Origin of the sequence: Flavobacterium sp. CAU 1735, from assembly GCF_039888695.1 — a bacterium.
Classification (GTDB): Bacteria; Bacteroidota; Bacteroidia; order Flavobacteriales; family Flavobacteriaceae; genus Flavobacterium.
Genome location: NZ_JBDQQQ010000001.1, coordinates 170,959 through 196,972, shown reverse-complemented (window position 1 = coordinate 196,972; position 26,014 = coordinate 170,959). Strand labels below are relative to the sequence as shown.

Annotated in this window: 23 protein-coding genes; 9 read left to right on the top strand and 14 right to left on the bottom strand. The window is 40.3% G+C overall.

The features are described from left to right. Nucleotides 1-55 precede the first annotated feature (55 nt). Nucleotides 56-559 carry a DUF4625 domain-containing protein gene (locus AAFN64_RS01055; RefSeq protein WP_347759004.1) on the top strand — a complete coding sequence of 168 codons (504 nt, stop codon included), beginning with the start codon at nt 56-58 and terminating at the stop codon, nt 557-559. A 130-nt stretch (nt 560-689) separates the two neighbouring features. Continuing rightward, nucleotides 690-2,798 carry a prolyl oligopeptidase family serine peptidase gene (locus tag AAFN64_RS01050; RefSeq protein ID WP_347759885.1) on the top strand — a complete coding sequence of 703 codons (2,109 nt, stop codon included), beginning with the start codon at nt 690-692 and terminating at the stop codon, nt 2,796-2,798. Nucleotides 2,799-2,890: 92 nt separating this feature from the next. Here AAFN64_RS01050 and AAFN64_RS01045 read toward each other — a convergent pair whose 3' ends face one another. Then, a complete protein-coding gene (locus AAFN64_RS01045; protein WP_347759002.1) occupies nt 2,891-3,694 on the bottom strand; it encodes a TIGR00266 family protein in 804 nt (267 codons plus the stop codon). 211 nt (nt 3,695-3,905) lie between these two features. Here AAFN64_RS01045 and AAFN64_RS01040 point away from each other — a divergent pair, with 211 nt between their 5' ends. After that, nucleotides 3,906-4,346: a DUF1842 domain-containing protein gene (locus AAFN64_RS01040; RefSeq protein ID WP_300487793.1), complete on the top strand. Its 441-nt coding sequence runs from the start codon at nt 3,906-3,908 to the stop codon at nt 4,344-4,346. 76 nt (nt 4,347-4,422) lie between these two features. Here the strand turns inward: AAFN64_RS01040 and mtgA are convergent, their stop codons facing one another. From mtgA to AAFN64_RS01020, 4 genes are read right to left on the bottom strand one after another with little or no spacing between them, the layout of a single operon-like run. Beyond that, nucleotides 4,423-5,166: a monofunctional biosynthetic peptidoglycan transglycosylase gene (mtgA, locus tag AAFN64_RS01035; protein ID WP_347759001.1), complete on the bottom strand. Its 744-nt coding sequence runs from the start codon at nt 5,164-5,166 to the stop codon at nt 4,423-4,425. Further along, nucleotides 5,166-6,284, bottom strand: coding sequence for an FAD-dependent oxidoreductase (locus AAFN64_RS01030; protein ID WP_347759000.1), 1,119 nt, complete (start codon nt 6,282-6,284; stop codon nt 5,166-5,168). Before AAFN64_RS01030 ends, mtgA begins: the two co-directional genes overlap by 1 nt. Beyond that, on the bottom strand, nt 6,284-6,970 hold the full coding sequence (locus AAFN64_RS01025) for a VTT domain-containing protein (protein WP_347758998.1): 687 nt from the start codon (nt 6,968-6,970) through the stop codon (nt 6,284-6,286). The genes AAFN64_RS01030 and AAFN64_RS01025 overlap by 1 nt, the downstream gene beginning before the upstream one ends. 31 nt (nt 6,971-7,001) lie before the next feature. After that, complete coding sequence (locus tag AAFN64_RS01020; protein WP_347758996.1) at nt 7,002-8,504, bottom strand: dicarboxylate/amino acid:cation symporter; 1,503 nt, start codon at nt 8,502-8,504, stop codon at nt 7,002-7,004. Nucleotides 8,505-8,763: 259 nt separating this feature from the next. On the opposite strand from AAFN64_RS01020, the gene AAFN64_RS01015 reads away from it, so the two are divergent. From AAFN64_RS01015 to AAFN64_RS00995, 5 genes are all read left to right on the top strand, one after another. Next, nucleotides 8,764-12,117: a GEVED domain-containing protein gene (locus AAFN64_RS01015; protein WP_347758994.1), complete on the top strand. Its 3,354-nt coding sequence runs from the start codon at nt 8,764-8,766 to the stop codon at nt 12,115-12,117. 135 nt (nt 12,118-12,252) lie between these two features. After that, on the top strand, nt 12,253-14,154 hold the full coding sequence (locus tag AAFN64_RS01010; RefSeq protein ID WP_347758992.1) for a S9 family peptidase: 1,902 nt from the start codon (nt 12,253-12,255) through the stop codon (nt 14,152-14,154). A 333-nt stretch (nt 14,155-14,487) separates the two neighbouring features. Further along, nucleotides 14,488-15,195: a hypothetical protein gene (locus AAFN64_RS01005; RefSeq protein ID WP_347758990.1), complete on the top strand. Its 708-nt coding sequence runs from the start codon at nt 14,488-14,490 to the stop codon at nt 15,193-15,195. A 202-nt stretch (nt 15,196-15,397) separates the two neighbouring features. Continuing rightward, nucleotides 15,398-16,594, top strand: a complete 1,197-nt coding sequence (locus AAFN64_RS01000) for a C1 family peptidase (protein ID WP_347758988.1) — start codon at nt 15,398-15,400, stop codon at nt 16,592-16,594. Between the two features lie 127 nt (nt 16,595-16,721). Continuing rightward, the gene (locus tag AAFN64_RS00995) at nt 16,722-17,918 is read left to right on the top strand and encodes a hypothetical protein (RefSeq protein ID WP_347758986.1); all 1,197 of its coding nucleotides are present in this window, start codon (nt 16,722-16,724) and stop codon (nt 17,916-17,918) included. Between the two features lie 77 nt (nt 17,919-17,995). Here AAFN64_RS00995 and AAFN64_RS00990 read toward each other — a convergent pair whose 3' ends face one another. The 8 genes from AAFN64_RS00990 to pdxA all read right to left on the bottom strand — a co-directional run bounded on the left by AAFN64_RS00990 (nt 17,996) and on the right by pdxA (nt 24,714). After that, a complete protein-coding gene (locus tag AAFN64_RS00990) occupies nt 17,996-18,571 on the bottom strand; it encodes an outer membrane beta-barrel protein (protein ID WP_300487821.1) in 576 nt (191 codons plus the stop codon). Continuing rightward, complete coding sequence (locus AAFN64_RS00985; protein ID WP_300487823.1) at nt 18,571-19,644, bottom strand: hypothetical protein; 1,074 nt, start codon at nt 19,642-19,644, stop codon at nt 18,571-18,573. The genes AAFN64_RS00990 and AAFN64_RS00985 overlap by 1 nt, the downstream gene beginning before the upstream one ends. A gap of 98 nt (nt 19,645-19,742) precedes the next feature. Next, nucleotides 19,743-21,092 carry an acetyl-CoA carboxylase biotin carboxylase subunit gene (gene accC / locus AAFN64_RS00980; RefSeq protein WP_347758983.1) on the bottom strand — a complete coding sequence of 450 codons (1,350 nt, stop codon included), beginning with the start codon at nt 21,090-21,092 and terminating at the stop codon, nt 19,743-19,745. Nucleotides 21,093-21,182: 90 nt separating this feature from the next. After that, nucleotides 21,183-21,668, bottom strand: a complete 486-nt coding sequence (accB, locus tag AAFN64_RS00975; RefSeq protein ID WP_300487828.1) for an acetyl-CoA carboxylase biotin carboxyl carrier protein — start codon at nt 21,666-21,668, stop codon at nt 21,183-21,185. 18 nt (nt 21,669-21,686) lie between these two features. Further along, nucleotides 21,687-22,694, bottom strand: coding sequence for a beta-ketoacyl-ACP synthase III (locus AAFN64_RS00970; protein WP_347758981.1), 1,008 nt, complete (start codon nt 22,692-22,694; stop codon nt 21,687-21,689). Nucleotides 22,695-22,856: 162 nt separating this feature from the next. Beyond that, nucleotides 22,857-23,051, bottom strand: a complete 195-nt coding sequence (rpmF, locus tag AAFN64_RS00965; protein ID WP_136403440.1) for a 50S ribosomal protein L32 — start codon at nt 23,049-23,051, stop codon at nt 22,857-22,859. Between the two features lie 9 nt (nt 23,052-23,060). Continuing rightward, nucleotides 23,061-23,594 carry a DUF177 domain-containing protein gene (locus AAFN64_RS00960; RefSeq protein WP_300487835.1) on the bottom strand — a complete coding sequence of 178 codons (534 nt, stop codon included), beginning with the start codon at nt 23,592-23,594 and terminating at the stop codon, nt 23,061-23,063. 70 nt (nt 23,595-23,664) lie between these two features. After that, on the bottom strand, nt 23,665-24,714 hold the full coding sequence (gene pdxA, locus AAFN64_RS00955; protein ID WP_347758978.1) for a 4-hydroxythreonine-4-phosphate dehydrogenase PdxA: 1,050 nt from the start codon (nt 24,712-24,714) through the stop codon (nt 23,665-23,667). 58 nt (nt 24,715-24,772) lie between these two features. Here pdxA and AAFN64_RS00950 point away from each other — a divergent pair, with 58 nt between their 5' ends. Beyond that, entirely contained in the window at nt 24,773-25,363 is a 591-nt protein-coding gene (locus tag AAFN64_RS00950) for a riboflavin synthase (RefSeq protein ID WP_300487840.1), read from the top strand. Between the two features lie 13 nt (nt 25,364-25,376). Here the strand turns inward: AAFN64_RS00950 and AAFN64_RS00945 are convergent, their stop codons facing one another. Continuing rightward, complete coding sequence (locus AAFN64_RS00945) at nt 25,377-25,592, bottom strand: hypothetical protein (protein WP_300487843.1); 216 nt, start codon at nt 25,590-25,592, stop codon at nt 25,377-25,379. Between the last annotated feature and the right edge of the window lie 422 nt (nt 25,593-26,014).

Sequence of the window (26,014 nt, the reverse complement as noted above, 5' to 3'; positions counted from 1 at the left end):
CGTGACAACACAACAACGAAATCAAATAAAATCAAACACTTTTTAAAATTATATCATGAAAAATATCAAATATCTATATGCATTTGCCACTATTACCGCTTTAAGTTTCACCTCTTGTAGTAGCGACAACGACGATAAAGACACTGAAAAACCGGTGATTACCATTACAGAACCCGTGGTTGACGAAGGTTTTACACCCGGAACGGATATCCATCTGGAGGGCGTTTTAACCGACAATGTGGAGTTGGCTTCTTATAAAGTGGAAGTTCACAGTGCAGAAGACGGGCATACACACGGAAAAATGGCCGGTGCAGAAGCAGCCAGTTACTTCCATTATGAACAGACTTTTTCGATCGAGGCCGGATTGCGTATTAAAGAATTTCACCAACATATCCCGATTCCGACATTGGATGCAAACGGACAACCGTTTACCGACGGACATTATCATTTAGGGGTTTTCTGTCTGGACAAAGCCGGTAACCAACAACAGGTTTTTCTTGAAATCTATATTGGTGCCAATGGTGGTGATCACGGACATGATCATAAATCGATTAACTAAAAAATAACCGATTCTGCTAAAAAGTGCTGTGCTATCACAGCACTTTTTTATTTTAACGAAACTATAACAATTGATTCCTTATTTTTGTTAGAAACCAAAAACCAAATAGATGAAAAAAACAATAACAACCATGGCTGTGGTTTGTAGTCTTACCATGAATGCACAAACATCCAAGGGGCCGGTAAAATTAAAATACCCGGATACCCGTAAAACCGAAACGAATGACACCTATTTCGGCACCAATGTTAAAGATCCTTACCGATGGCTGGAAGACGATCGTTCTGCCGAAACAGCTGCCTGGGTAAAGGCCGAAAATGAGGTAACTTACAAATACCTGAGTCAGATTCCTTTTCGCGATGCTTTAAAAGCCCGTTTGGAAAAACTGTGGAATTACGAAAAAATTAGTGCTCCTTTTAAAGAAGGAAACTATACCTATTATACCAAAAACAACGGTTTACAAAACCAATCCGTGATCTACCGTAAAGATGCTTCCGGAAAAGAAGAAATGTTCCTGGATCCGAATACCTTCTCAAAAGACGGAACGACCTCTTTAGGCGGTCTTGATTTTTCCCGCGACGGTTCAAAAGTGGCCTATTCCATCTCGGAAGGCGGTAGCGACTGGAGAAAAGTGATCATCATGGATGCCATCACTAAAAAAATAATTGAAGACACCTTACTTGACGTTAAATTTAGCGGTGTATCGTGGAAAGGAAACGACGGTTTCTACTATTCCAGCTACGACAAACCAACCGGAAGTGAACTATCGGCCAAAACCGATCAGCATAAATTGTATTACCACAAACTGGGAACCTCTCAAAAAGACGATAAAGTTGTTTTCGGACTGGATCAGAAAAGACGTTATGTTGGCGGATCGGTAACCGAAGATGACAAATATTTAGTGATCACGGCGGCCAATTCGACATCCGGAAACGAATTATATGTTAAGGATCTTTCCAATCCGAACAGTCCGCTTATTACCATTCTGGATAATTTTAACAGCGATAGTTATATCATGGAAAACGAAGGTGGAAAATTGTATATCATGACCAACCTGAATGCGCCAAACAGACGTATCGTTACTACGGATATCAGCAATCCGAAACCGGAAAACTGGAAAGATTTTATCGCCGAAACCGAAAATGTATTGACACCAAGCATCGGAGCCGGTTATTTCTTTGCCAATTATATGAAAGATGCCGTATCGGTTACGAAACAGTATGACTATAACGGAAAACTGATCCGCGAAGTACAACTTCCGGGCGTAGGAACAGCTTCCGGATTTGGAGGTAAAAAAGAGGTAAAAACCTTGTATTTTTACTTTACCAACTATACGACACCGGGAACGATTTATTCCTACGATCCAAAAACCGGAAAATCGGAAATCTATCAAAAACCAAAAGTAGATTTTAACAGCGAGGATTATACGTCCAAACAGGTTTTCTATACGTCTAAAGACGGTACTAAAATACCAATGATCATTACTTATAAAAAAGGAACAAAATTAGACGGTAAAAATCCGACGATCTTATATGGTTACGGTGGATTTAATGCCAGTCTTACGCCTAGTTTCAGTATTTCGAATGCCGTTTGGTTGGAAAGTGGCGGAATTTATGCCGTTCCAAACCTTCGTGGTGGTGGTGAATATGGTAAAAAATGGCATGATGCCGGTACCAAGCTTCAAAAACAAAATGTATTTGACGATTTTATCGCTGCAGCAGAATATTTGATTGCCAATAAATATACTTCGAAAGATTTCCTTGCTATCCGCGGTGGATCGAACGGAGGATTATTAGTAGGTGCTACAATGACACAACGTCCTGACCTAATGAAAGTAGCTTTACCAGCCGTTGGTGTAATGGACATGTTGCGTTACCATACGTTTACAGCCGGTGCCGGATGGGCATACGACTATGGAACTGCGGAAGACAACAAAGAAATGTTTGATTACCTAAAAGGGTATTCACCGGTTCACAATGTAAAAAAAGGCGTACAATATCCGGCGACTCTGGTTACTACCGGTGATCATGACGACCGTGTGGTTCCGGCGCACAGCTTTAAATTTGCAGCCGAACTACAGGAAAAACAAACAGGAAGCAATCCGGTTTTAATCCGTATTGATGTGAATGCAGGACACGGTGCCGGAAAATCGGTTGCCGCTTCGATTCAGGAAAGTGTCGATATCTTTGCTTTTACGCTATATAATATGGGAATTAAAAGTTTACCTAATCTGAAAAAGTAAGCGATCCATTCCCTTATAAAATTCAAAAAGCGCCCGCAATTGCAGGGCGCTTTCTTTTTATAAAAATCAATTAATTAGAAAAAAATGCTTTTTTAAAAACGGTTGTCTCCGTCCAGCAGGTTCCCTAAACCTCCTAAAAGGCTTCCCTCTTCTCTGCTTTTTCCGCCAGCTCTCGGAGCCGAAGCAATAATTCTGTCGGCCAATCGGCTAAACGGTAATGATTGTACATAAACCACTCCCGGTCCGCGAAGGGTCGCAAAAAATAAACCTTCACCACCAAAAATCGAATTCTTGATACCACCGATAAATTCAATGTCGTAATCGATGTCTTTTGTAAAACCGACAATACATCCGGTATCCACTTTTAATACTTCTCCGGCTTGTAATTCGCGTCGTGCCAAAGTTCCTCCGGAATGCACAAAAGCCATTCCGTCGCCTTCGATCTTTTGCATGATAAACCCTTCCCCTCCAAAAAGTCCGGTTCCTAATTTGCGGGAAAATTCAATCCCGATAGAAACTCCTTTGGCCGCACATAGAAAGGAATCTTTCTGACAAATAAATTTACCCTGATATTTCGTAAGGTCGATCGCTACAATTTTCCCGGGATACGGAGAGGCAAAACAGATTCTGCTTTTACGGTTGTTCTGATTCGTATAAGCGGTCATAAAAAGACTTTCACCTGTTAGAACCCTTTTTCCGGCCGAAAGCAATTTTCCGAAAATTCCGGATTGCTGTTGCTCCGATCCGTCTCCAAAAATGGTTTCCATTTTGATACCGTTGTCCATCATCATAAAACTTCCCGCCTCAGCAACTACTACTTCCTGCGGATCCAGCTCTATTTCGACGTATTGCATTTCTTCACCAAAAATCTGGTAATCGATTTCATGTGCGTACATAATTGTTTGTTTTTTGATTGTTCTTATTAGACGCCTGACCTTTACAATTGTTACAAAACCTTTTTTATTGTTCTCTTTCAAAACACCTAAAAAGCTAACAGTCAAACCCTGGCACGTAATTTTACGCAAAAAGAAGATTCCGTACTTCTACGTTAAAATAGTTTCTCCTAACCTCAGAAATTTGTTATCCTAATCTCAAATCTATTTCATTATGGAATCAAAATCTGGTTTATTCATCGTTTCGTACAAGATTGCTTCTCCAAACCTGGGAGCACCAACTTTCGAAGTACATTTTGCCGTAAACACACCTGCACAAACCGTTACCGGAAAAGGAGTGGTTCACAATGCTACGGTTAATCCGCCTTTTACATTGTTTACCGATTTACGTGGTGACTATACGTATATGACAGTTATGCCAAATAGCTCACATATTTTGGTAACTGCCGAAGGATATCCAAACATTAAATTCCCTCCGCATGCCGGAATCGGACCGGTTATTTTGCCAAACACCAAACTAAGAATGGTATTGGAATCGGACTGGCAATCAGGAAAAGCGAATTTTATGTATACCGATGATAAAGGTAACTGGCACGAAGTAGTCGATGCTAACGTGTCCATTATCAAAGTTGGCGAATTAGCTGCCAGCAATTAATCTCTTTTGCAAGATCAAAAAAAGGCTGTTTCTAAATGAAACAGCCTTTTTATATAGTATGATTTTTTATTTTCTATTAGTATTCGATCTTCCCAATATGTCGCATTACACGGACAATCTTATCTTTTCGTTTGTTGATATAGGCCGATGAATTGGAAGCTTTAAATCGTCTCGGACTTGGCAATATGGCTGCAATTCCGGCCGCTTCATATTTGGACAGGTTTTTGGCACTTTTACCATACCAATGTTCCGATGCCGCTTGTGCGCCGTAAATTCCGTCGCCCATTTCGATACTGTTCAGGTAGACTTCCATGATGCGTTCTTTACCCCAAATGAGTTCGATCAGTACCGTAAAATAGGCTTCCAGTCCTTTGCGCAGGTAACTTCTTCCCTGCCATAAAAACACATTTTTGGCGGTTTGCTGTGAAATGGTACTTCCGCCTTTTAGTTTCCGGCCTTTCTGATTACTGCTAAATGCTTTTTGCATGGCACCAAAATCAAAACCTTTATGATCCAAGAATGTTCCGTCTTCGCTGGCGATAACTGCTTTTTGCAGGTTTTCGGAAATATCTTCCAACGGAACCCAATCGTGTTTACAAACCTTTTCTTTACCATCCGTTCGGGTTTCCATTCCTCGTATAGCCATTAACGGCGTAAACGGAACCGGCACGAATTTAAACAGGATTACAAAAAATAAAGAAATTGCAAAAAACCACAGGAATGCTTTAAGACAAAAGCGTGCTACTTTATTCGCAAAACTTCTTTTTCCTTCTTTTGGTTTCGGTTTGGTGTTTGTTTTTGATGTCTTTTTTACCGCCATTATTCTAATAAATCTGCTAATTCCTGTCCGATCAGGCTTCCGATAGCCACTCCCATTCCGGCCAAGCGTACGCCACAGAAGACGTTTTGAGAGCGTTGTTCTACGATTGGTTTTTTATGCGTTCCCATTCCCATGATTCCGCTCCAGCGATGGGCAACCTGAAACTCCTGATTCGGCAAAATTACATTTTTTAACAATTCTTCCAAACGGTTTTGAATTTGTTCCGTCAGACCAAAAGTTGTGGTGGTTTCGCCTTCAAAATCGAGGTTTCTTCCGCCACCAAAAAGAATTCTGTCGCCGATATTCCGGAAATAATAATACCCGCTGTCGATATGAAAGGTTCCGCGGATATCGAGATTTGGAATCGGTTCGGTAATTAAAACCTGCGCTCTGGCCGGTCGAACCGCACCATTGGTGATGGTTCCGGCAAAGCCATTGGTCGCAAAAAACAGCTTTCCGGTTGTTACGATAAAATCGTTGGTGTGTACCTCAACGCTGTTTCCTTTGTCCAGATAACCGGTAACGGTTTGATAATTTAAGATTTGAATATCGTTTGCCACAGCTTCTTTTAACAAAGCCTGCATCATGTTTCCGGTGTCAATTTGTCCTTCGAACGGATTAAAGATCAGATAGTCCTGAATCCCTTTAAAGTCGAAACGATCGACTTCTTTTGAAAAAACATCGGCTTTAAAAAGCGGTTTCAGCACTTCGTTGACAAATGGCATTTTCTGAAGACATTCAGCATAGGCTGACTCATCGTCTTTTAAAAACAATTCGTAACCACCATACGGACGGAAATCTATCGTTTGATCACCGAGTCTTTTACGAAGCAATTGCAATCCGCGCCAGCGCTTTTCGATTAATTGTACGACTTCGTCTTCCGTATGATTTTTCAGATCGTCTATAATTTCCGACAGACTTCCGAAACACGCAAAACCGGCATTTTTAGTGCTCGCACCTTGCGGTAACGACCCTTTTTCGAGTACCAGGATCTTACTTTTCGGAAATCGTTCGCGCAGCCGTAATGCCGTATGTAATCCGACAATACCACTGCCCACGACCGTATAGTCGACGTTTGAAAACCAGTTTTTAATTTCCCAGTAACTCAGACTAAGCATTAGCTTCTTCTTTCTTTGATTTTATTTTTCAGGTAGTTAATCGCAAGTGGCGATGTAGAAAGGATAATAATTGCAATTACGATATATTCGATATTGGCTTTTAAATCCATATTGTGGTTGTCCAATAAATAGCGGTACAGATAGTGTCCTGAGAAAATCAGGGTAAACGACCATAGGAACGAACTCACGATGTTGAAAAACATAAATTTCTTTTTCTCCATCTGAACGATACCCGCTACAATAGGAGCAAACGTTCGTAAGATTGGTAGGAAACGGGCAAAAATAATGGCGCGTCCTCCGTGTTTTTCAAAAAACAAACGCGACTGGATCAGGTATTTTTTCTTAAACCAGAAGTTGTCTTCTTTGGCATACAGATAATGTCCGCTTTTGGCGCCAAACCAATATCCAAATATGTTTCCGATGATTCCGGAAATCGCTACAAGTGTGGATAGCAAGGCTACATTGGCAAAATCACCATGAACAGTCATTAATTCGCGCATTAGCACTTCACTGTAGATTCCGGAAAGGAATAATAAACTGTCTCCCGGTAAAAAGAAACCGGCAAACAAGCCTGTTTCTGCAAAAACGATAAACAATACAACGTAAATTCCAATATGGTGTCCGCCGATTTCCAGGTTAATATAAAACTCCGGATTCAACAATTCTGTCCATTTAAAGCCTTCCATAATTTTTGGGTAAATTATATATAAATATTAGTTAGTTAGTTCCATTCGCTGTTTCCCATTTGTCTACGGCTGTGGTTGCCAACGCATTTCCAAGAACGTTAGTCATGCTTCGCGCCATATCACAGAAATGGTCAATTGGTAATATCAATGCAATCCCTTCGGGTGGAATACCAAACATGGCACAGGTCGCCACCACTACAATCAGTGATGCTCTCGGTACACCGGCTACTCCTTTACTGGTTAGCATTAGCACCAGTAACATGGTTAGTTGTTTTTCAATCGGCATATCAATTCCATATACCTGTGCGATAAAAATACTCGCGAAGGTCATATACATCATACTACCGTCCAGATTAAACGAATAACCTAACGGTAAGGTAAACGACACAATACGTTTCTGGCATCCAAAGCGTTCCAATTCCTCAACCAGTTTTGGAAAAACCGCCTCACTACTGGTAGTTGAAAAGGCAATTAACAATGGGCTTTTGATTCGTCGTAACAACTCCCATAAACGTTTTCCTAAAATCACATAACCCACGGTGAGTAATACTACCCATAACAGGGCAATTCCGATACTAAAATCCAACAGGTATTTGGCATATAATCCGAAGATTTCAAAACCATAGCTTGCCACAGCGGCCGCAACAGCACCGAACACACCCAATGGCGCCACCCACATAATATAGGTTACCATTTTCAGGATCACATGCGAAACAACATCCAGCATTTTAATGATTCCTTTGGCAGCCTCACCCAGAGAAGCCAGTGCAATCCCGAATAAAACCGAGAAGATTACAATCTGTAAAATCTCGTTGGTTGCCATCGCTTCAAAAATACTTTTCGGAACCACGTGTTTTACGAATTCTTCCAGCGAAAACGATTGTGTTTTTTCCAATAATTCCCCGGCCGAAGAAGCATCTTCCATTTTAATTGGTGTTCCTTTACCCGGTTCTAACCAGTTTACCAATACCATTCCTAATAATAACGACATCAGGGATGCCGAAATAAACCATCCCATGGCTTTCGCTCCAACGCGTCCCACCATTTTCATATCGCCCATTTTTGCAATTCCAACCACTAAGGTCGAAAACACTAACGGCGCGATAATCATCTGAACCAGACGAATAAAGATGGTTCCCAGTAATTTTATTTTTTCGGAAAACGAATCGATATTATCAATAGACGTAACGGATTCATTAACCGATTTATGCGTTTTTTCAAGTTTTAAAGTTTCGTTGGTTTTTAACACCTCCGGTACCACGTTTACTTTTTTACTGCTTGCCACCACGACCATAACGTCTGCCGGCAAGGTTTTATGAAGTTGGTTGTATTCCAGACTGTCCTTTATAACAAAAACTTTTTGATGGTGGGTTACCCCGTCATTGGTCTCAAATATCAGTTCATCGGCACCTTCTTTTGCAGGTGTATACCGGAGTGTATTTCCTTTTCCTAATGAATTGACCAAATACCCCAGGAAGACGCCCAGTACTAATGAGATGATAATTGCGATAAATAGTTTGTTGTTACTTTTCACGTGCATTCAATTTTAGTCCGTGAAAATAGGTATATTTTTCCAAACTGCCCGTTGCTATTTTCATAAAAAGCAATTTATCATCCGCTTCCGACCTCTTTTATCCGCTCCAAATTAGCAAAATCACAAACAAATCATTTTACCCCTACAAAAAGTTAAGATTAAGATATGGTTCACTTATGATCATCTTTAACTGATTCAAACAAAAAATGTTAAAATATATTTGTTATTCGAAAAATTTAACCTAAAAAACTCACAACCTATGAAGTGCAAATTACTTTCACTTGCTTTATTGGCAATTACGAGTGTTTCCTTTGCCCAAAACGGGAACCCTTTCTGGAAAGTGTCTTCTAAAAAAAGTAGTATGACTACTTTCGAAAAAAGAGCACCACTTCCTGTTAAAAATCTTTTTGACCTGAACCTTAACGGGCTCAAAACGGCACTTTTACAAGCACCGGACCGGTCGCTGACGTATGCCAAATCAAATGTCATCATCGCATTCCCGAATGCCGATGGCGAACTGGAACGTTTCCGTATGACGGAAGCTTCGGTAATGGCTCCGGAACTTGCTGCCCGTTATCCCGAAATAAAATCATATGTCGGACAAGGCATTGACGATCCTTCTGCCATTATCCGCGTTAGTATTTCGCCATTGGGTGTACAGGCCATGCGAACAGCCGCCGACAAGCAGACGGTTTTTATCGAACCCTATTCGACCGATCTGAAAACGTATTCCGTTTTTAAACGTTCGGATAAAATAGCCGGTTTTACAAAATTTGAATGTGAAGTACTGGATCATGCCATTTCGAAAGTGGGCAATTCCGGTGAAGCACTTCGTCCGAATGCCGATGATAGCACACTACGCACCTATCGCCTGGCAATGTCGGTAACCGGCGAATATACCTCCTATCACGGCGGAACCAAAGCCTTGGCTCTGGCTGCGATTAACAACACCATGACCCGTGTAAACGGTGTTTTCGAAATGGATTTCGGCGTTCGGATGGTGTTAATTGCCAATACCGATGCCGTGATTTATACCAGTGCCAGCTCCGATCCTTATGGCAGTACGGATGCCAATTACAACTCGGAGTTACAATCGACTTTAACCAGTGTTATCGGCGCAGCCAATTATGATGTCGGTCACCTGATGTCGGCTATCGGAAACAACGGAAATGCCGGATGTATCGGATGTGTTTGTAAATCGAATAAAGGCAGTGGCTTTACCACCAGTACCGTTCCGACGGGCGATAATTTCGATATCGACTTTGTAGCACACGAAATGGGTCACCAATTTGGAGCTAACCACACCTTTACTTTTAGCAACGAAGGAACCGGCGTACAAACCGAACCGGGAAGTGGTACAACGATTATGGGTTATGCCGGTATTACCGGAGCCACCGATGTACAGGCACATAGCGATCCGTTTTTCCATGCGGTGAGTATCCAACAGGTAACCAATTATATTAAGACCACAACTTGTCAGACCAATACGGCTACCGGAAATTCCGTTCCTACAGCCAATGCCGGCGCCGATTATACCATTCCGAAAGGCACTCCTTTTATGCTAACCGGAACCGGAACCGATGCCAATGGCGACACATTGACCTATTGCTGGGAGCAAATGGATTCCGGAACGTCAACGACCACCTATCCGAGCGTAACCGCTACATCCGGGCCTGCATTTAAATCGTTTATTCCAACCACATCCGGAGTACGTTATTTTCCGCAAATGAGCACCGTTAAAACCGGAGCAACTTCCTGGAAATGGGAAGCTGTACCAAATGTAGCCCGATCGATGAATTTCCGTTTAACGGTTCGCGACAACCGAGCCGGAGGACCTGCCAATAATAGTGATGATATGGTTGTAACCGTAAACGCTACCGCAGGACCTTTTACCGTAAGCGCACCAAACACAGCGGTATCATGGGCTGCCGGATCGGCGCAAACCGTAACCTGGAACGTAGCCGGAACAACTGCCAATGGCGTAAACGCAGCCAATGTGGATATTCTTTTATCGACCGATGGCGGCAATACGTATCCGATTACCATTCTGGCCGGAACACCAAACGACGGAACGCAATCGATTACCGTACCGAACAACCCGGGAACACAAAATCGTATCATGGTAAAAGGTTCCAACCATATCTTCTTTGATATTTCAAACGTGAACTTTACCATCACCGGCGGAACCGGAGGCGATATACAGCCACCAACCGCACCGACAAGCTTAGCCGCTTCCGGAACGACGCAGACAACGACCAATTTATCCTGGACTGCATCGACCGATAACGTAGGTGTAACAGGTTATGATGTGTATCGTGGCACTACCTTATTAGGTACTGTAACAACAACTACTTATAATGTAACCGGATTAACGGCGAATATAACCTATACCTTTTCGATAAAAGCGAAAGATGCTGCCGGCAATATTTCGGCCGAAAGTAATATTGTTTCCGTAACGACCTTACCAGCGACGGCGAGCTATTGTACGTCCAAAGGAAATAGCGTGGCCGATGAATATATCGGACGTGTTCAGTTGGGTACAATTAACAATGCGTCTACCGGCGGAACCGGATATACTGATTTCACCAGTATTTCTACCAACCTGACCAAAGGCAGCGCCTATACGATCACGGTAACGCCAACCTGGACCGGAAGTACCTATTCTGAAGGTTTTGCCGTTTGGATTGATTATAATGGTGATAAAGATTTTGACGATGCCGGTGAGTTAGTATGGAGCCGCGCGGCTGCCACAACAACTCCGGCTACCGGAACCTTTACCATACCCGCTACTGCAATCACAGGCGCAACAAGAATGCGTGTTTCGATGAAATACAACGGGGTTCCGACAGCCTGTGAAGCGTTCTCCTATGGTGAAGTGGAAGATTATACCGTAAACCTTCAAACCGGTGGAACGACTCCGGTTACCTATTGTACTTCCAAAGGAAACAGCGTGGCAGACGAATATATCGGACGCGTTCAGTTGGGTACAATCAACAATGCCTCTACAGGTGGAACCGGTTATTCCGATTATACCAGTATTAGCACCAATCTGGTAAAAGGTGTTGCTAATACGATTACCGTAACACCAACCTGGACCGGAACGGCTTATTCTGAAGGTTTTGCTGTTTGGATTGATTACAATCAGAATGGCGATTTTACCGACAGTGGCGAACTGGTATGGAGCAGAGCGGCATCAACCGCTACTCCGGCATCAGGTTCCTTTACCGTACCGGCTACAGCTCTGAATGGCGCAACAAGAATGCGCGTTTCGATGAAATACAACGGGGTTCCAACTTCCTGTGAGGCGTTCTCCTATGGTGAAGTAGAAGATTATACCGTAAACATCACGACTTCGGCTAAAGAAAACTATGTTGGCAGAGACACTACAGTGACCGATATACAGCTATATCCGAATCCGGCCAGTGACATCCTAAACATTACCAATGTATCCGAAAAGGCAACTTTCAGAATCTTTAACCTGTTAGGTCAGGAAGTGCTTAACGGTTCCATCCGCAACAACAACATTGCGATAAGCACCATCGCTACCGGAACTTATATTCTTGAAATCCAAGATAACGACACGGTTAGCAGCAAACGTTTTATCAAACAATAATCGTTTTTGCTATCCCTTAATTAATCCTTCTAAAGCGGCCGCTTCATAGGGCCGCTTTTTACTTTACAGTCGGAACGGTCTAATCTCAATAAAATGCTTACTTTTAAGCTTTCTTTTTTTAAAATTAATTCACGAATGAAAAAACTACTTATTTTAACCCTGGGTATGATGGGACTGACAAGCACAGCACAAGAAACCCTGAATCCGGATATTCTCTGGAAACTGGGACGTCTTTCCCCTATCGGGATTTCAAAAGACGGGAAGAATATTGTTTACAAAGTAGCCACACCTTCCATTGACGAAAACAAACTGAATTCTAAATACTACATCCTTCCGGTGAATGGTGGTATTCCTACCGAGGTTCCGGATGTAAAAAATCTGGTGGCCGATAAAAATGTTTCGCCCGATGGAAAATACATCGTATCGCACAAAGAGGTAAAAGTAGCCAAAGTCCTTGGAAAAGATTTTTATCCGGAATTGAAAAAATCGGAAGCACAAATTTACGACGGACTGGATTACCGTCATTGGGATACCTGGAATGACGGAAGTCATAACCACGTTTTTTATGCCGAAAACACCGATAAAGCTCGCGCTATCGACATTATGAAAGACGAGCCGTTCGACGCTCCGCAAAAACCTTTCGGTGGAGACGAGGATTATATCTGGTCGCACGATGGTTCCAAGATTATTTATGTAAGCAAAAAGAAAGCCGGTACCGCATATGCCATCAGTACGAATACCGATTTGTACGAATATGACATCGCAACCAAAACGACTCGCAACCTAACGGAAAACAATCCGGGATATGATACGCATCCAACTTTATCGCCTATGGGTGACCTAAGCTGGTTGCAAATGAAACGCGACGGATATGAGGCCGACAAAAACGATATCATCGTTCGTCATAAAGGAATCGATATTAATTTAACCGCAGCATGGGACGGAACCGTAGATAGTTTTAAATGGAGTGCCGATGGTAAAAAAGTATATTTTATCGCCGCTGTAGACGGAACACGTCAGTTGTTTGAAGTGAATTTTCCGGGTCTGACAAAAATTGCCGTACGCGTTACTCAAATTACCAATGGCGATTTTGACGTTACCGAATTGATTGGTTTCAATGGGAATACGGCTATTGTAACCCGTACCGATATGAATCATGCGCCGGAAATCTATGCCTATGATCTTAAGAAAAAAAGCTGGAAGCAATTAACGACTGTAAACAACGATAGTTACGGCAAACTGACTTTAAGTAAAACCGAAAGACGTTATGTAACCACTACCGACGGTAAAAAAATGTTGGTTTGGGTGATCCTTCCTCCAAATTTCGACAAAAACAAAAAATACCCTACCTTATTATATTGTCAGGGTGGACCACAGTCGGCTTTAACGCAAAGTTATTCCTTCCGTTGGAATTTCTCACTAATGGCTTCTCAGGGTTATATTATCGTAGCACCAAACCGTCGCGGTATGCCGGGTCATGGTGTACAATGGAATGAAGCCATCAGTAAAGACTGGGGCGGACAAGTAATGGACGATTACCTATCGGCTATTGATGATGTTGCTAAAGAATCCTATGTAGATAAAACCCGATTGGGTGCTGTTGGTGCCAGCTATGGCGGATACTCGGTATTTTACCTGGCCGGAATTCACAAAAACCGTTTCAAAACGTTTATCTCCCACTGTGGTGTCTACAATCTTGAAAGTATGTACGGAACTACCGAGGAAGTATTCTTTAACAACTGGGATCACGGTGGTGCGTATTGGGAAACCAATAATCCTGTCGCTCAGAAAGCCTATAATCAATTCAATCCTATAAAACTGATCAACAACTGGAATACACCTATCCTGATTATTCAGGGCGGAAAAGACTACCGCGTTCCAATCGGACAAGGGCAGGAAGCTTTCCAGGCAGCACAGCTAAAAGGGATCAAAAGCCGTTTTATGTTATTCCCGGAAGAAAATCACTGGGTTACCAAACCACAAAACGCGCTGGTATGGCAACGTGAATTTTTTAAATGGTTAAACGAAACCTTATAATAACAGAAAACCGGAGCAGTGCTCCGGTTTTTTTATACCACAAAATCCCAACCGGGCTATCCAGATCCATAAGGGTTGTCCTTTTGTATTTTCTACAGAAAAAGCTCATTCACAATAAATTATATATTACAATCACACATAGTACTTTCTCAAAAATACTACATTTGATATTTTTTTATATATTTACATCATAATGATCCGTCACTATTCCTGACCGGAACATTACCTCATTTACCTCCCCTTTTTTTACCGGCATGATCCCCCACCGGAATATTGTTTTGCTCCAAAGGCATTTAAAACATTATATCTAAATACTAACTTAATATTTATATCATGCGATCATGTTCTGAATCCATTTATTTTATTAAAGTTACAAATGCAGAAAAGCTGCTTACTTTATTAAAAGATAATAGTCCCTATCTGCCTGCAAATTGTAAGTCGGTAATTTCTGAACTAGAAATGACCATTTCCATTATTAAAACGCAGAATGCGACTATCCATCAAAAAAAACAACTGTATTCCGATGCGGTGGAGAATCTGAAACGAATCTTTATTAAAAGAGACGATGCCATCCGCAAACGCCTGTCTTGTATCGGAGCTTTTATTAAAGAGCATTTTGGAAAAACCTCTCAGGAAGCACTTCTGATTTCGGATTTTATATCCCAGATACGAGGCGCCAACAGGATTCACAATGTTGGCAATAGCAGTATTGAAAATAATATCAACCAAGCCTACCTTTCTTATATCACGCAGATCCAGTTGTTTTCGTCCGTGATTACGTTACTTGAAGGCCTTAAAAACGCGTACACCGTACTGGACAAAACCTTATCTATTTTGGCATTAAAAGCGATAAAGAAAGAAGCCATCGAGGCCAATGATACCGTAATCACGACCTATTCTGAATACCTACTGCTAAAAAACAACCGGGCAAAAGCCTGTACCCGATTATCCGAACTCACTCAGGAAATCAAATCTTTGGTTAAAGCGACTTCTACTATCCGGAAAACTGAATTCCGGCTTATTAAGAATCTAAAAATATAAGCCATTCCAACCTCCCCCTTTTTATTCCCTATCCTTTTTTAATTGATTGATCCCTCAATTTCCCTTATCAATAAATCCGTCCCGTAAGAAAATCCTTTTCACTAAAGTTACCAAAAACATAAATATGTGTTAAAATTTGGTTTCCCGTGTAACAACATCCTAATTTCGGACTCAAATTAATTGAAATCAAAAAAATTAAATTATGTACAATTTTTCTATTAAACCAGTTGTAATGGCTTCGGCTTTACTAATGGGTTTAAGTTCCGGATTCGCACAGGACAACTTAGTAAATGCGTTAAAGAATAATGCGAGTTCAAACAGTAAAGAATCATTCAAATTTACCGATGTTATTAACCTGGAAAATACATCTATCAAAAACCAGGGTTCATCCGGAACCTGTTGGAGTTATTCGGCCAACTCGTTTATCGAGTCGGAAATGATCCGTATGGGAAAACAGCCGGTTGAATTATCTCAGATTTTCTCTGCCCGTAACGCTTATGTAGAAAAAGGAAAAATGTATGTTCGTATGCATGGTGCCGTTACTTTAGGCGATGGTGGTGCTTTCCACGATGTAATGAATATGTACCGTAAATATGGTGCTGTTCCGCAAACCGTTTATACCGGATTAAACTACGGAACCGATAAAAATAAATTTGCCGAAATGAGCGGTGTGATGGAGGGTGTATTGGCAGCTGTAGTTAAAAATCCAAATGGAGAGTTAACACCAAACTGGGAAAAAGCCTATACTGCCGTTATTGATGCTTACTTAGGTCAGGTTCCGGCTTCTTTCGACTATAAAGGAAAAAAATATACGCCGCAATCTTTTGCTAAAGAGGTAGTGGGTATTAACCCGGACGATTATGTGGAAATTTCTTCCCTGCAGGAATATCCTTACTATTCTAAATTCACCTTATTAGTACCGGATAACTGGGCTTTCGATCAGGTATATAACGTAAAAATGGATGAGTTAACAGAAATCATCGACAATGCTGTAAAAAAAGGATATACAGTAGCGTGGGCTGGTGACGTTAGTGAAAAAGGATTCAGCTGGAAAAATGGTGTAGCCTTTATTCCTGAGAAAAACTTTTCGGATATGACTCCGGAAGAAAAAGCGGATATGTTTAACGGTCCGAAACCGGAAATGAAAATCACAGAAGAATTACGTCAGAAAGCATTTGACAATTATACAACTACCGATGATCACGGAATGCACATCGTGGGAATTTCTAAAGATCAGAACGGTAAAGAATACTATATCGTGAAAAACTCATGGGGTCTTTCCAACGATTACAAAGGGTATTTGTATATGACGAAAGATTTCGTAAAATACAAAACTACCGATATCATGGTTCATAAAGGAGCGATTCCATCGGCCATTGCTAAAAAGCTAAAATTATAATATACCTCACTTACCTTACTATCATCAATCAAAATCAAAATCAAGTCCCGAAGCAATCGCTTCGGGACTTTTTTTATGGCATACTATTTATATGAAAATACAGTTATATTTATAAAAACGAATTGCCATGCCATTGAAGAAATATCTGCTGCATTTTTTATTTATTTATTTCATTTTCCACCTGTTCAGTTTTCTATTTGCATTGGTACTGAATCCTTTGGTATTCTGGTCGGCCAAAAATCTCTTCCATATTGGCTATGCATTTGAAGCCAACGGAAGCGGAAGCGGCGATAACACCTATGCCTACATCACTACGTTTTGGAACCTCTGTCTTAGTTTGATTCTGGCGCTACCGGTAACCATGCAGCTCAGTCAGCTTAACAATAAAAATACCTATACCACCATACGCTACCTTTTTCAGGTCACATTGCGATTGTATCTCGCGTTTTATATGTTGGTTTACGGATTTAGTAAAGTATTTCCGTTTCAATTTCCCCCTATTTTATATTTCCGACTGGCACAGCCTTACGGCGAATCGTCGCCAATGGGACTGGCATGGACTTTTATGCAGTTTTCGCCCTATTACACCGCTTTTACCGGCCTGGCCGAAGTACTTGGCGGTCTTTTACTATTAAACCGTAAAACGATCACCTTAGGAACTGTAATCCTTACCGGAGTACTCACCAATATTGTGATGATGAACCTTTGTTATGATATTCCGGTTAAAATCAGTTCCATTCATATGTTGCTGGCGGCGTTGATACTCCTGTATTACGAACGTGTCCGATTGATACGCTTTTTTATTCTGGACAAAGCCGTAACGCAAAAAGAACACACTATCTATTTGGGCGATGCCCGATCGGAAAAAGTATTGCAGTATATCAAAACCGGTTTTAAACTACTTTTATCGGTTGGAATATTTTCGGCTTTTCTAATCGCCTATCTGAAAATGCACAACCAAGACAGTAGTAATCCGCCACTCTATGGTTTTTATGAAGTGACCGATTCGGAAAACAATTCCGGTTATTTGCATTTTGTTTTTGAAACCCGCGATGCAGCCGGAATCCGCTACACAAACAATCGGGAAATGAAGTTCACATCGACTATCGATACGGTGGCCAAATCCATCGTATTACGCGAAATAACCGATAACGACAAAACGGTTCCCAAGACGGAGTATTTCCGTTATGAAAAAACCAAAGACGGTTTGTTATTTCATACCGCCGATTCGGTAAAAATACAGCTAAAACACAAAACCAAAGCCGATTTTCTACTTACCGGACGTGGGTTTCACTGGATTAACGAAGAACCGTTTAACCGATAGTAATCTGATCGTATTATCCCGGTTACTCTAAAAAAGAAAACAGGCTGTCTCCATTAAGTGAGATAGCCTGTTTATATTTAAAAATGAAAATTAAGCTGAATATATCCCGTTTTTCCAAATCCGGATTCCGACCAAGTGGTCCTTTTGTTTTCCAGAAAGGTAGCGTTATCAATCACAATATTGTATTTAAAATACAACATCGGTTCGATCGATATCGAAAAATTATCCACTATGTTATACTGGATACCCAGGAGCGGCGCAATACCAACAGCATAATTATCTTTATTAACGTTTTTAAAATTGGAATAGCTACTCAATATATCGGCTCCAAAATAGAACGTCCAGTGTTTGTTTTGGCGAAACACTTTATCAGCACCTATCTTTAACCCTATTTCTGTAAATCCGCCTTCACTATCGTCTTTTTCATAACTTGCTCCGGCCCGAAGTGCATATTTTTTATTTAATGCATAACGGTATTCGAGATTATAAGCATTCTTATCGGATGAAAAAGCAGAATTAATAAAGTTCGAAATTCCTATTCCCAATCGGCTTCTAAATTGTACCGTATCAACTGTTTTTAATGGCTCGTTTTGCGAAAAACAGCATAGCGAACCCAGTAATACAAATAACAATATCGTATTTCTCAGGATCATTAATTCAGGTAATTTTCAAAGATCGCTCTGATTTTTGTTTCAAAATCACCTACATAAACATCTACATTCTCACGGGTTCCGTCTGCATAAACAATATAAATCTTTGTAGTACCATTAACCTCGTCATAAATCAGGTTACCGATCTTAGCATTATTATAATACACTTCGGCATTCGTATTGTTGTTGATTTGAGCCGGAGTTGGGTTTTCATAAGCCGTAATCGCTTCAATATTGGCCGCATAAACAATTTTAAGATCACCCACCGATACTGTTCCATTTGCCGTTTTCACATCACTGATTGATGTAATATTCCCATAATCCGAATGTTTTAATTTCACATTAGTAACAATCGAATTGGTACATCCCTGTGGCGTAGCGGAAGTATAATTTAACTGAAAATCCACAGCCGAATTTCTTCTCCATGAAAAATTATGTGTATACGGAGCCGTATAAATCACTACATCAGCATTGGTAGGCATACTAAAGTTTGTATTTACATTAAAAGTAATGTTGGATGCATTTAACGAAAACACCAAATTATTATCTCTTTTTAATGTAAAATTCACCAACGTCGGTAACCAATATGTTTCGGAAGTATAAGAAACCGAAGTATCATTGTATGCATTTAGGCTAAATTCCGCATCGTTTCCTGAATGGTTTTGACGCGATGGAAACCTTAACGTAATAATATTAGATGCCGCTTGTTTGGTCCAGCTTTGCGATGTGGAATTCCATACATATACACCGGCTCTATTGGCAAATTGCAGTTTGTTATTTAAGAACATTTTACCATATTGTCCTTCAAATTTGTTGGATAAATTTTTGATCCAGGAATCATTATAATCCTGGTTTCCGGAATTGAACAATGAATATAGTATAAAATTCGAAAGTTCTCCATCGTCAAGCGTATTCAAACAGTTATAAAAACTATTAAACGTGTTGGTAATGTTTTGCTTTGCATCAGCTACCGATTCCGGTGTTGAAGCAGACGAATCTGAAGAAGAATCGGACGAACACGAATACAGGATGGCAGCAAAAACTGTCAATCCTAAAAGTAATTTTTTAAATTTCATAAGGTTTGTTTTTGTGCGCCAAATATAGAGTATCTGAAAGCATAAAAACAAAAAATCTCACTGGTGTGTGAGATTTTTAATTATTTTGTTTTTCGGGCTTATTCTACCGGGTCTTTCATTACAAAACCTTCCATGAATTTTGTAGTATAGTTACCAGCAACATAATCCGGATCGTCCATTAATTGTCTGTGGAACGGAATTGTCGTTTTGATTCCTTCAATTACGAATTCATCCAAAGCACGTTTCATTTTGTTGATCGCTTCTTCTCGGGTTTGAGCTGTAGTGATCAACTTAGCGATCATCGAATCGTAGTTTGGCGGAATGGTATATCCGGCATACACGTGTGTATCCAGACGCACTCCGTGTCCTCCCGGTGAATGCAACGTTGTGATTCTTCCTGGTGACGGACGGAAATCATTATACGGATCTTCGGCATTGATACGACATTCGATAGAGTGTAACTGTGGTAAATAGTTTTTACCGGAAATTGGCACTCCAGCCGCAACCAAAATTTGCTCACGGATCAAATCGTAATCAATTACCTGCTCTGTAATCGGGTGTTCTACCTGAATACGGGTATTCATTTCCATGAAGTAGAAGTTACGGTGTTTGTCAACCAGGAACTCAACCGTACCAGCGCCTTCATATTTAATATATTCGGCCGCTTTAACCGCTGCATCTCCCATTTTCGTACGTAATTCGTCCGTCATAAATGGAGAAGGCGTTTCTTCTGTTAATTTCTGGTGACGACGTTGTACCGAACAGTCTCTTTCTGAAAGGTGACACGCTTTACCATAGGAATCTCCTACAACTTGTATTTCAATATGGCGTGGTTCTTCGATCAGTTTTTCCATGTACATTCCATCGTTTCCGAAGGCTGCACCGGCTTCCTGACGCGCGCTTTCCCATGCTTTTAGTAAATCTTCTTTTTTCCAAACTGCTCGCATCCCTTTTCCACCACCACCGGCAGTAGCTTTTAACATGATAGGGTATCCGAATTCTTTGGCTAATTTATCCGCTTGCTCATACGATTCCAATAGACCTTCTGATCCCGGAATAGTAGGAACTCCCGCTTCTTTCATGGTTGCTTTAGCCGTAGCTTTGTCTCCCATTTTTTCGATCATTTCCGGTGAAGCTCCGATAAATTTAATACCGTGCTCTTCACAAATTTTGGAAAATTTAGCATTTTCCGAAAGGAATCCATATCCGGGGTGAATTGCGTCTGCATTGGTGATCTCAGCAGCAGCAATAATGTTAGACATTTTCAGATAGGATAAATTACTTGGCGGAGGACCGATACAAACTGCTTCGTCAGCAAATTTAACATGTAGGCTTTCCGCATCTGCAGTCGAATATACGGCCACAGTTTTGATGCCCATTTCTCTACAGGTTCTGATTACGCGAAGCGCAATTTCTCCCCTGTTTGCGATTAATATTTTTTTAAACATCTCTTGAAATTTTAAATTCGGGTTAAATTTTAAATCATTTTAAATGCGGCATAAAAAAACCATCATTCAAAATTTAGCATTTAAAATTTCTTATGATGGGTCTACTAAAAATAACGGTTGGTCGAATTCTACTGGAGAAGCGTCGTCAACTAATACTTTAACGATTTTACCGGATACTTCCGATTCGATTTCATTAAATAATTTCATGGCTTCGATCACACAAACCACATCTCCTTTATTGATAGTGCTTCCTACTTCTACGAAAGGCGCTTTATCCGGTGATGGTTTACGGTATAATGTTCCGATAATTGGTGATTTAACTACCAGGTATTTGGAATCGTCATCAGCAGCCGGAGTGCTTACCGGTGCTGCCGGTGCAGGTGCTGCTACTGCCTGAGGTGCTGCCGCTTGCGGAACTGCCGCTTGCATTGGAACATGTTGAACATAAGTAGTTTCTGCTGCTCCTGCTTCTGTAGTTTTAATGGTGATCTTGAAATCATCCATCTCTAATTTTACTTCAGTAGCACCAGACTTCGCTACAAATTTGATTAGGTTTTGAATTTCTCTAATATCCATCTTGTTCGGAATTTTGATTTAGTTAGTTTTTTGTTTATTGTAGGCCCATTTTAAATAGATAGCTCCCCAAGTGAAGCCACCACCAAATGCGGCAAAAATTATATTATCTCCTTTTTTTAAAGAATCTTCGAAATCAGACAACAATAAAGGTAAAGTTGCAGAAGTGGTATTACCGTATTTCTGGATGTTTATCAATACTTTTGATTCGTCTAATCCCATTCGGTTTGCAGTAGCATCAATGATACGTTTATTCGCCTGATGCGCTACCAACCAATTGACATCTTCTTTTGTAAGCTTATTACGCTCCATTATTTTCTCACTTACGTCAGCCATTCCGGAAACCGCATATTTAAAAACGGTTGTTCCATCCTGATGTACAAAGTGTTGTTTATTTTTTACCGTTTCTTCCGAAGCAGGTAAAATAGAACCACCGGCTTCAATTTTCAGGAATTCGCGTCCAATGCCATCACTTCTTAAATATTCATCCTGGAAACCTAAACCTTCGGTATTCGGTTCGAACAATACGGCACCGGCACCATCTCCAAAAATAATACAAGTCGCTCTGTCGGTATAATCAATGATAGAAGACATTTTATCAGACCCTATCAATAATACTTTTTTATAACGTCCTGATTCGATGTAAGCAGAGGCTGTAGAAAGCCCGTATAGAAAACTGGAACAAGCCGCCTGCAGATCGTAGGCAAAAGCATTTGTCGCTCCAATTTGTGTTGCGGTATATACTGCCGTAGAGGCTACCGGCATATCCGGTGTTGCTGTTGCCAACAATACCAGATCAATTTCTTTAGGATCAATTCCCGATTTTTCAATCAGGTTTTGTGCGGCTCTAATTGCCATAAAAGAAGTCCCTTGTCCTTCTTCTTTGAGAATACGTCTTTCTTTAATTCCCGTACGAGTGGTAATCCATTCATCGTTGGTATCAACCATAGTTTCCAGAACCTGATTCGACAAAACATAGTCCGGAACATAAGATCCAACCGCTGTAATGGCTGCTGTAATTTTAGTCATATGGGTTACTTTTTCTTTTTCAAATTTTAGCTGAAAAAAGTGGTGGAAATTACAAAAAAAATCCGAAACCAAGCCTTTTTTATCGCTACTTAATTCGTTTCAAAGGGTTTTTAACAAAAAAAACTCCCACATAGTGAGAGTTTTCTCTATTATTTTCTTCGATTAAGCAACAGCTTCTTGCTTATCAATTACAACCTGACCTCTGTAGTACATTTTACCTTCATGCCAGTAAGCTCTGTGATACAAATGCGCCTCTCCTGTTACAGGACATGTAGCAATTTGAGGAACCGTCGCTTTATAATGCGTTCTTCTCTTATCTCTTCTTGTTTTCGAGGTTTTTCTCTTAGGATGTGCCATCTTACTATATTATTTATCCGTTAATAGTTGTTTTAATTTGTCCCATCTGGGATCTGTATTTTCTTCTTCTTTGTGTTGTTCTTTTGGCGCTAATTCATTTAAGCGATCAATTGCTTCCGATTGTAACGTTCCGTCTTTTACTCCGGGATGAATCCTTTTGCTTGGAACCGACAATACGATTGCTTCATAAATGTATTGCATAATGTTGATTTGATATTCGCCATGAGGTAACACCAGCAACTCATCGTTCTCATCATTAAAGGTATCTCCGAATTTTACAATTAAATTCATCTTACCTTTAATTGGCAAATCAAAATCCTCGTTTGTTATATCACATGGGACATTTACCGTTCCTTTGTGTTTAAAAGCGAGTTCAAGCATTGTGCTTTTTTTGTCCAGAACCACATCAACTTTGACATCGACACCATTATAGTCATCAAAATCAAAGTGTTCAAAGAACTTCTTATCTATATGATATTCAAACTGGTGTTTTCCCTGCTTTAATCCAACAAAAGGGATCAAAAATTCTTTATCATGATTCATAACAACAGTTTTGAGCGTGCAAAGATATAAAATTATTGGAATTTCAAAGGAGTTGTAAACATTTTTTTGTTTATAACTGTTTTTGTTTGGTTTTCAAAGGGTTTTTAACCAGTTCTTTATGTTCGTTCCGGTTATTATACACATCAATTGCCAGATAAACCGCTTCTTTAAACGAATTATAATCGGCTTCTCCTTTACCGGCGATCTCATAAGCCGTCCCATGATCGGGCGATGTTCTGATTTTATTTAGTCCGGCCGTATAGTTTACTCCGTTTCCAAACGACAAGGTTTTAAACGGAACCAATCCCTGATCGTGGTAGTTAGCAATAACCGCATCGTATTTTTCATATTGACTTAATCCAAAAAAACTATCGGCCGAAAACGGTCCGAAAACCATAATTCCACTGTCAAATAGTTTTTTCAGAGCCGGTTTGATCACCTCATCATCTTCTTTTCCGATAACACCGTTATCACCACAATGTGGATTTAATCCTAAAACAGCAATTTTAGGTCGTGTAATCCCAAAATCCTGAATCAGCGCTTTATGAACGGTTTCTATTTTTTTATGAATCAGTGCTTCCGTTAGATGGTTCGACACTTCGTTAACCGGAATATGATCTGTAAACAAACCTACGCGTAAACCATCCTGAACCATTAACATCAAGGCATCACCTTCCAGTTCCTGATCCAGATAGTCAGTATGTCCCGGAAAATGAAATTCTTCCGATTGTATATTGTATTTATTGATCGGTGCCGTTACCAACACATCTACCAACCCTTCCTTTAGCGCTTTTGTAGCCGCTGTAAACGATCGGATAGCATATTTCCCTACGTTTTCATCGTTGACACCGAATTCAAGATTAACACCTTCCCGCCATACATTCAATACGTTGATTTTTCCGGGAACAATTTGCTCCATCTTATCAATCCCGTGAAGGTTTGCATTGAGCTGTAATGTTTTCTTTATAAAGGAAAGGATTTTCACATTAGCAAAAATGACCGGTGTACATAGCTCCAGCATACGGGTATCCTCGAACGTTTTCAATACTACTTCGCTCCCAATCCCGTTTAGATCCCCTATGGAAATTCCTACAATTATATTTTCTGCTTTTTTCACCATGCCGACTAGTTATTTATTACTAATTTTGGATATGCAAATTTAGCAAAATAAATCAGTTATGTTTACAGGAATTATCGAAACTCTCGGAACCATCCGGAACATCCGAAAAGAAAACGACAATATTCATATTCACGTCCAATCTTCCATAACCCACGAACTTAAAATTGACCAAAGTGTTTCCCACAATGGAGTCTGCTTAACCGTGGTCGCTATTGATGGTGACACCTATACAGTAACCGCCATAAAAGAGACGCTTGACAAAACCAATTTAGGCAGTTGGCAGACAGGAGATTTGATCAACTTGGAAAGAGGAATGAAACTAGGCGACCGTCTGGACGGCCATATCGTTCAAGGTCATGTGGACCAGACCGGAACCTGCAAAAATATTCAGGATGCGAACGGCAGTTATTATTTCACGTTTGAATATGATTCAAAATTACGCAACATCACAATCGAAAAAGGCTCCGTTACCGTTAATGGTGTAAGCCTTACTGTGGTTAACTCCAAAGAAAACGAGTTTAGCGTTGCCATCATTCCGTATACTATGGAACACACTAACTTTAAGAATTTTAAAGTTGGCACTACCATTAATCTGGAATTTGATGTGATTGGAAAATATGTCAGTAGGTTACACGAACTGCGACAATAAAAAAAGCGTCCGATTATTCGGACGCTTTTTTTGTATGATAGTTTTTGTAATAGTAAAATGCATATAACAGCCCTACACCCAACAGTAAATAAAGGCGCTCGTCTATAGGCGCTCCCGGAGGTGGCGGTGCACCATTTTCCGGAGGCGGCGGTACCGGCGCTCCAATAGCTGACAGTGTATTTAAAATGAAATAGGAAAAGACTCCTATTTTTATAAAGCTGTTTTTCATTTGGCAAAAATAAAAAATATTCTTAACGTGAATAAAAAATATTTTACAAGAAATTGTTAATCTATTTGAAATAATCGCAAATTTCACACAGAAAAAAGGCCTTTCTTCCAGTAGTTCTGCAGGACACGAATGTAGCAAGTTTTTTTAACAAAACAATCTTTTTCCTTAAAAAAATAGACCAATACTCCGTTTTTTCTGTTTATCTGCAAAAATTAGACTAATTGTCCCAACAAGACTTATTTATGTCCCAGGAGAGCTATTATTTTACAAACGACACTTCTAGCTTTAAAGTGTTTCCTTTCAAAAAAATGCTACAATACCTCTATTTTCATTAATACTTCTAACACCTATTTTCTTTTTTTACTTTTTAGACATTATATGATCAGTTTATTCTCGCAAAAAAACCGAGACAAAACGTTCGT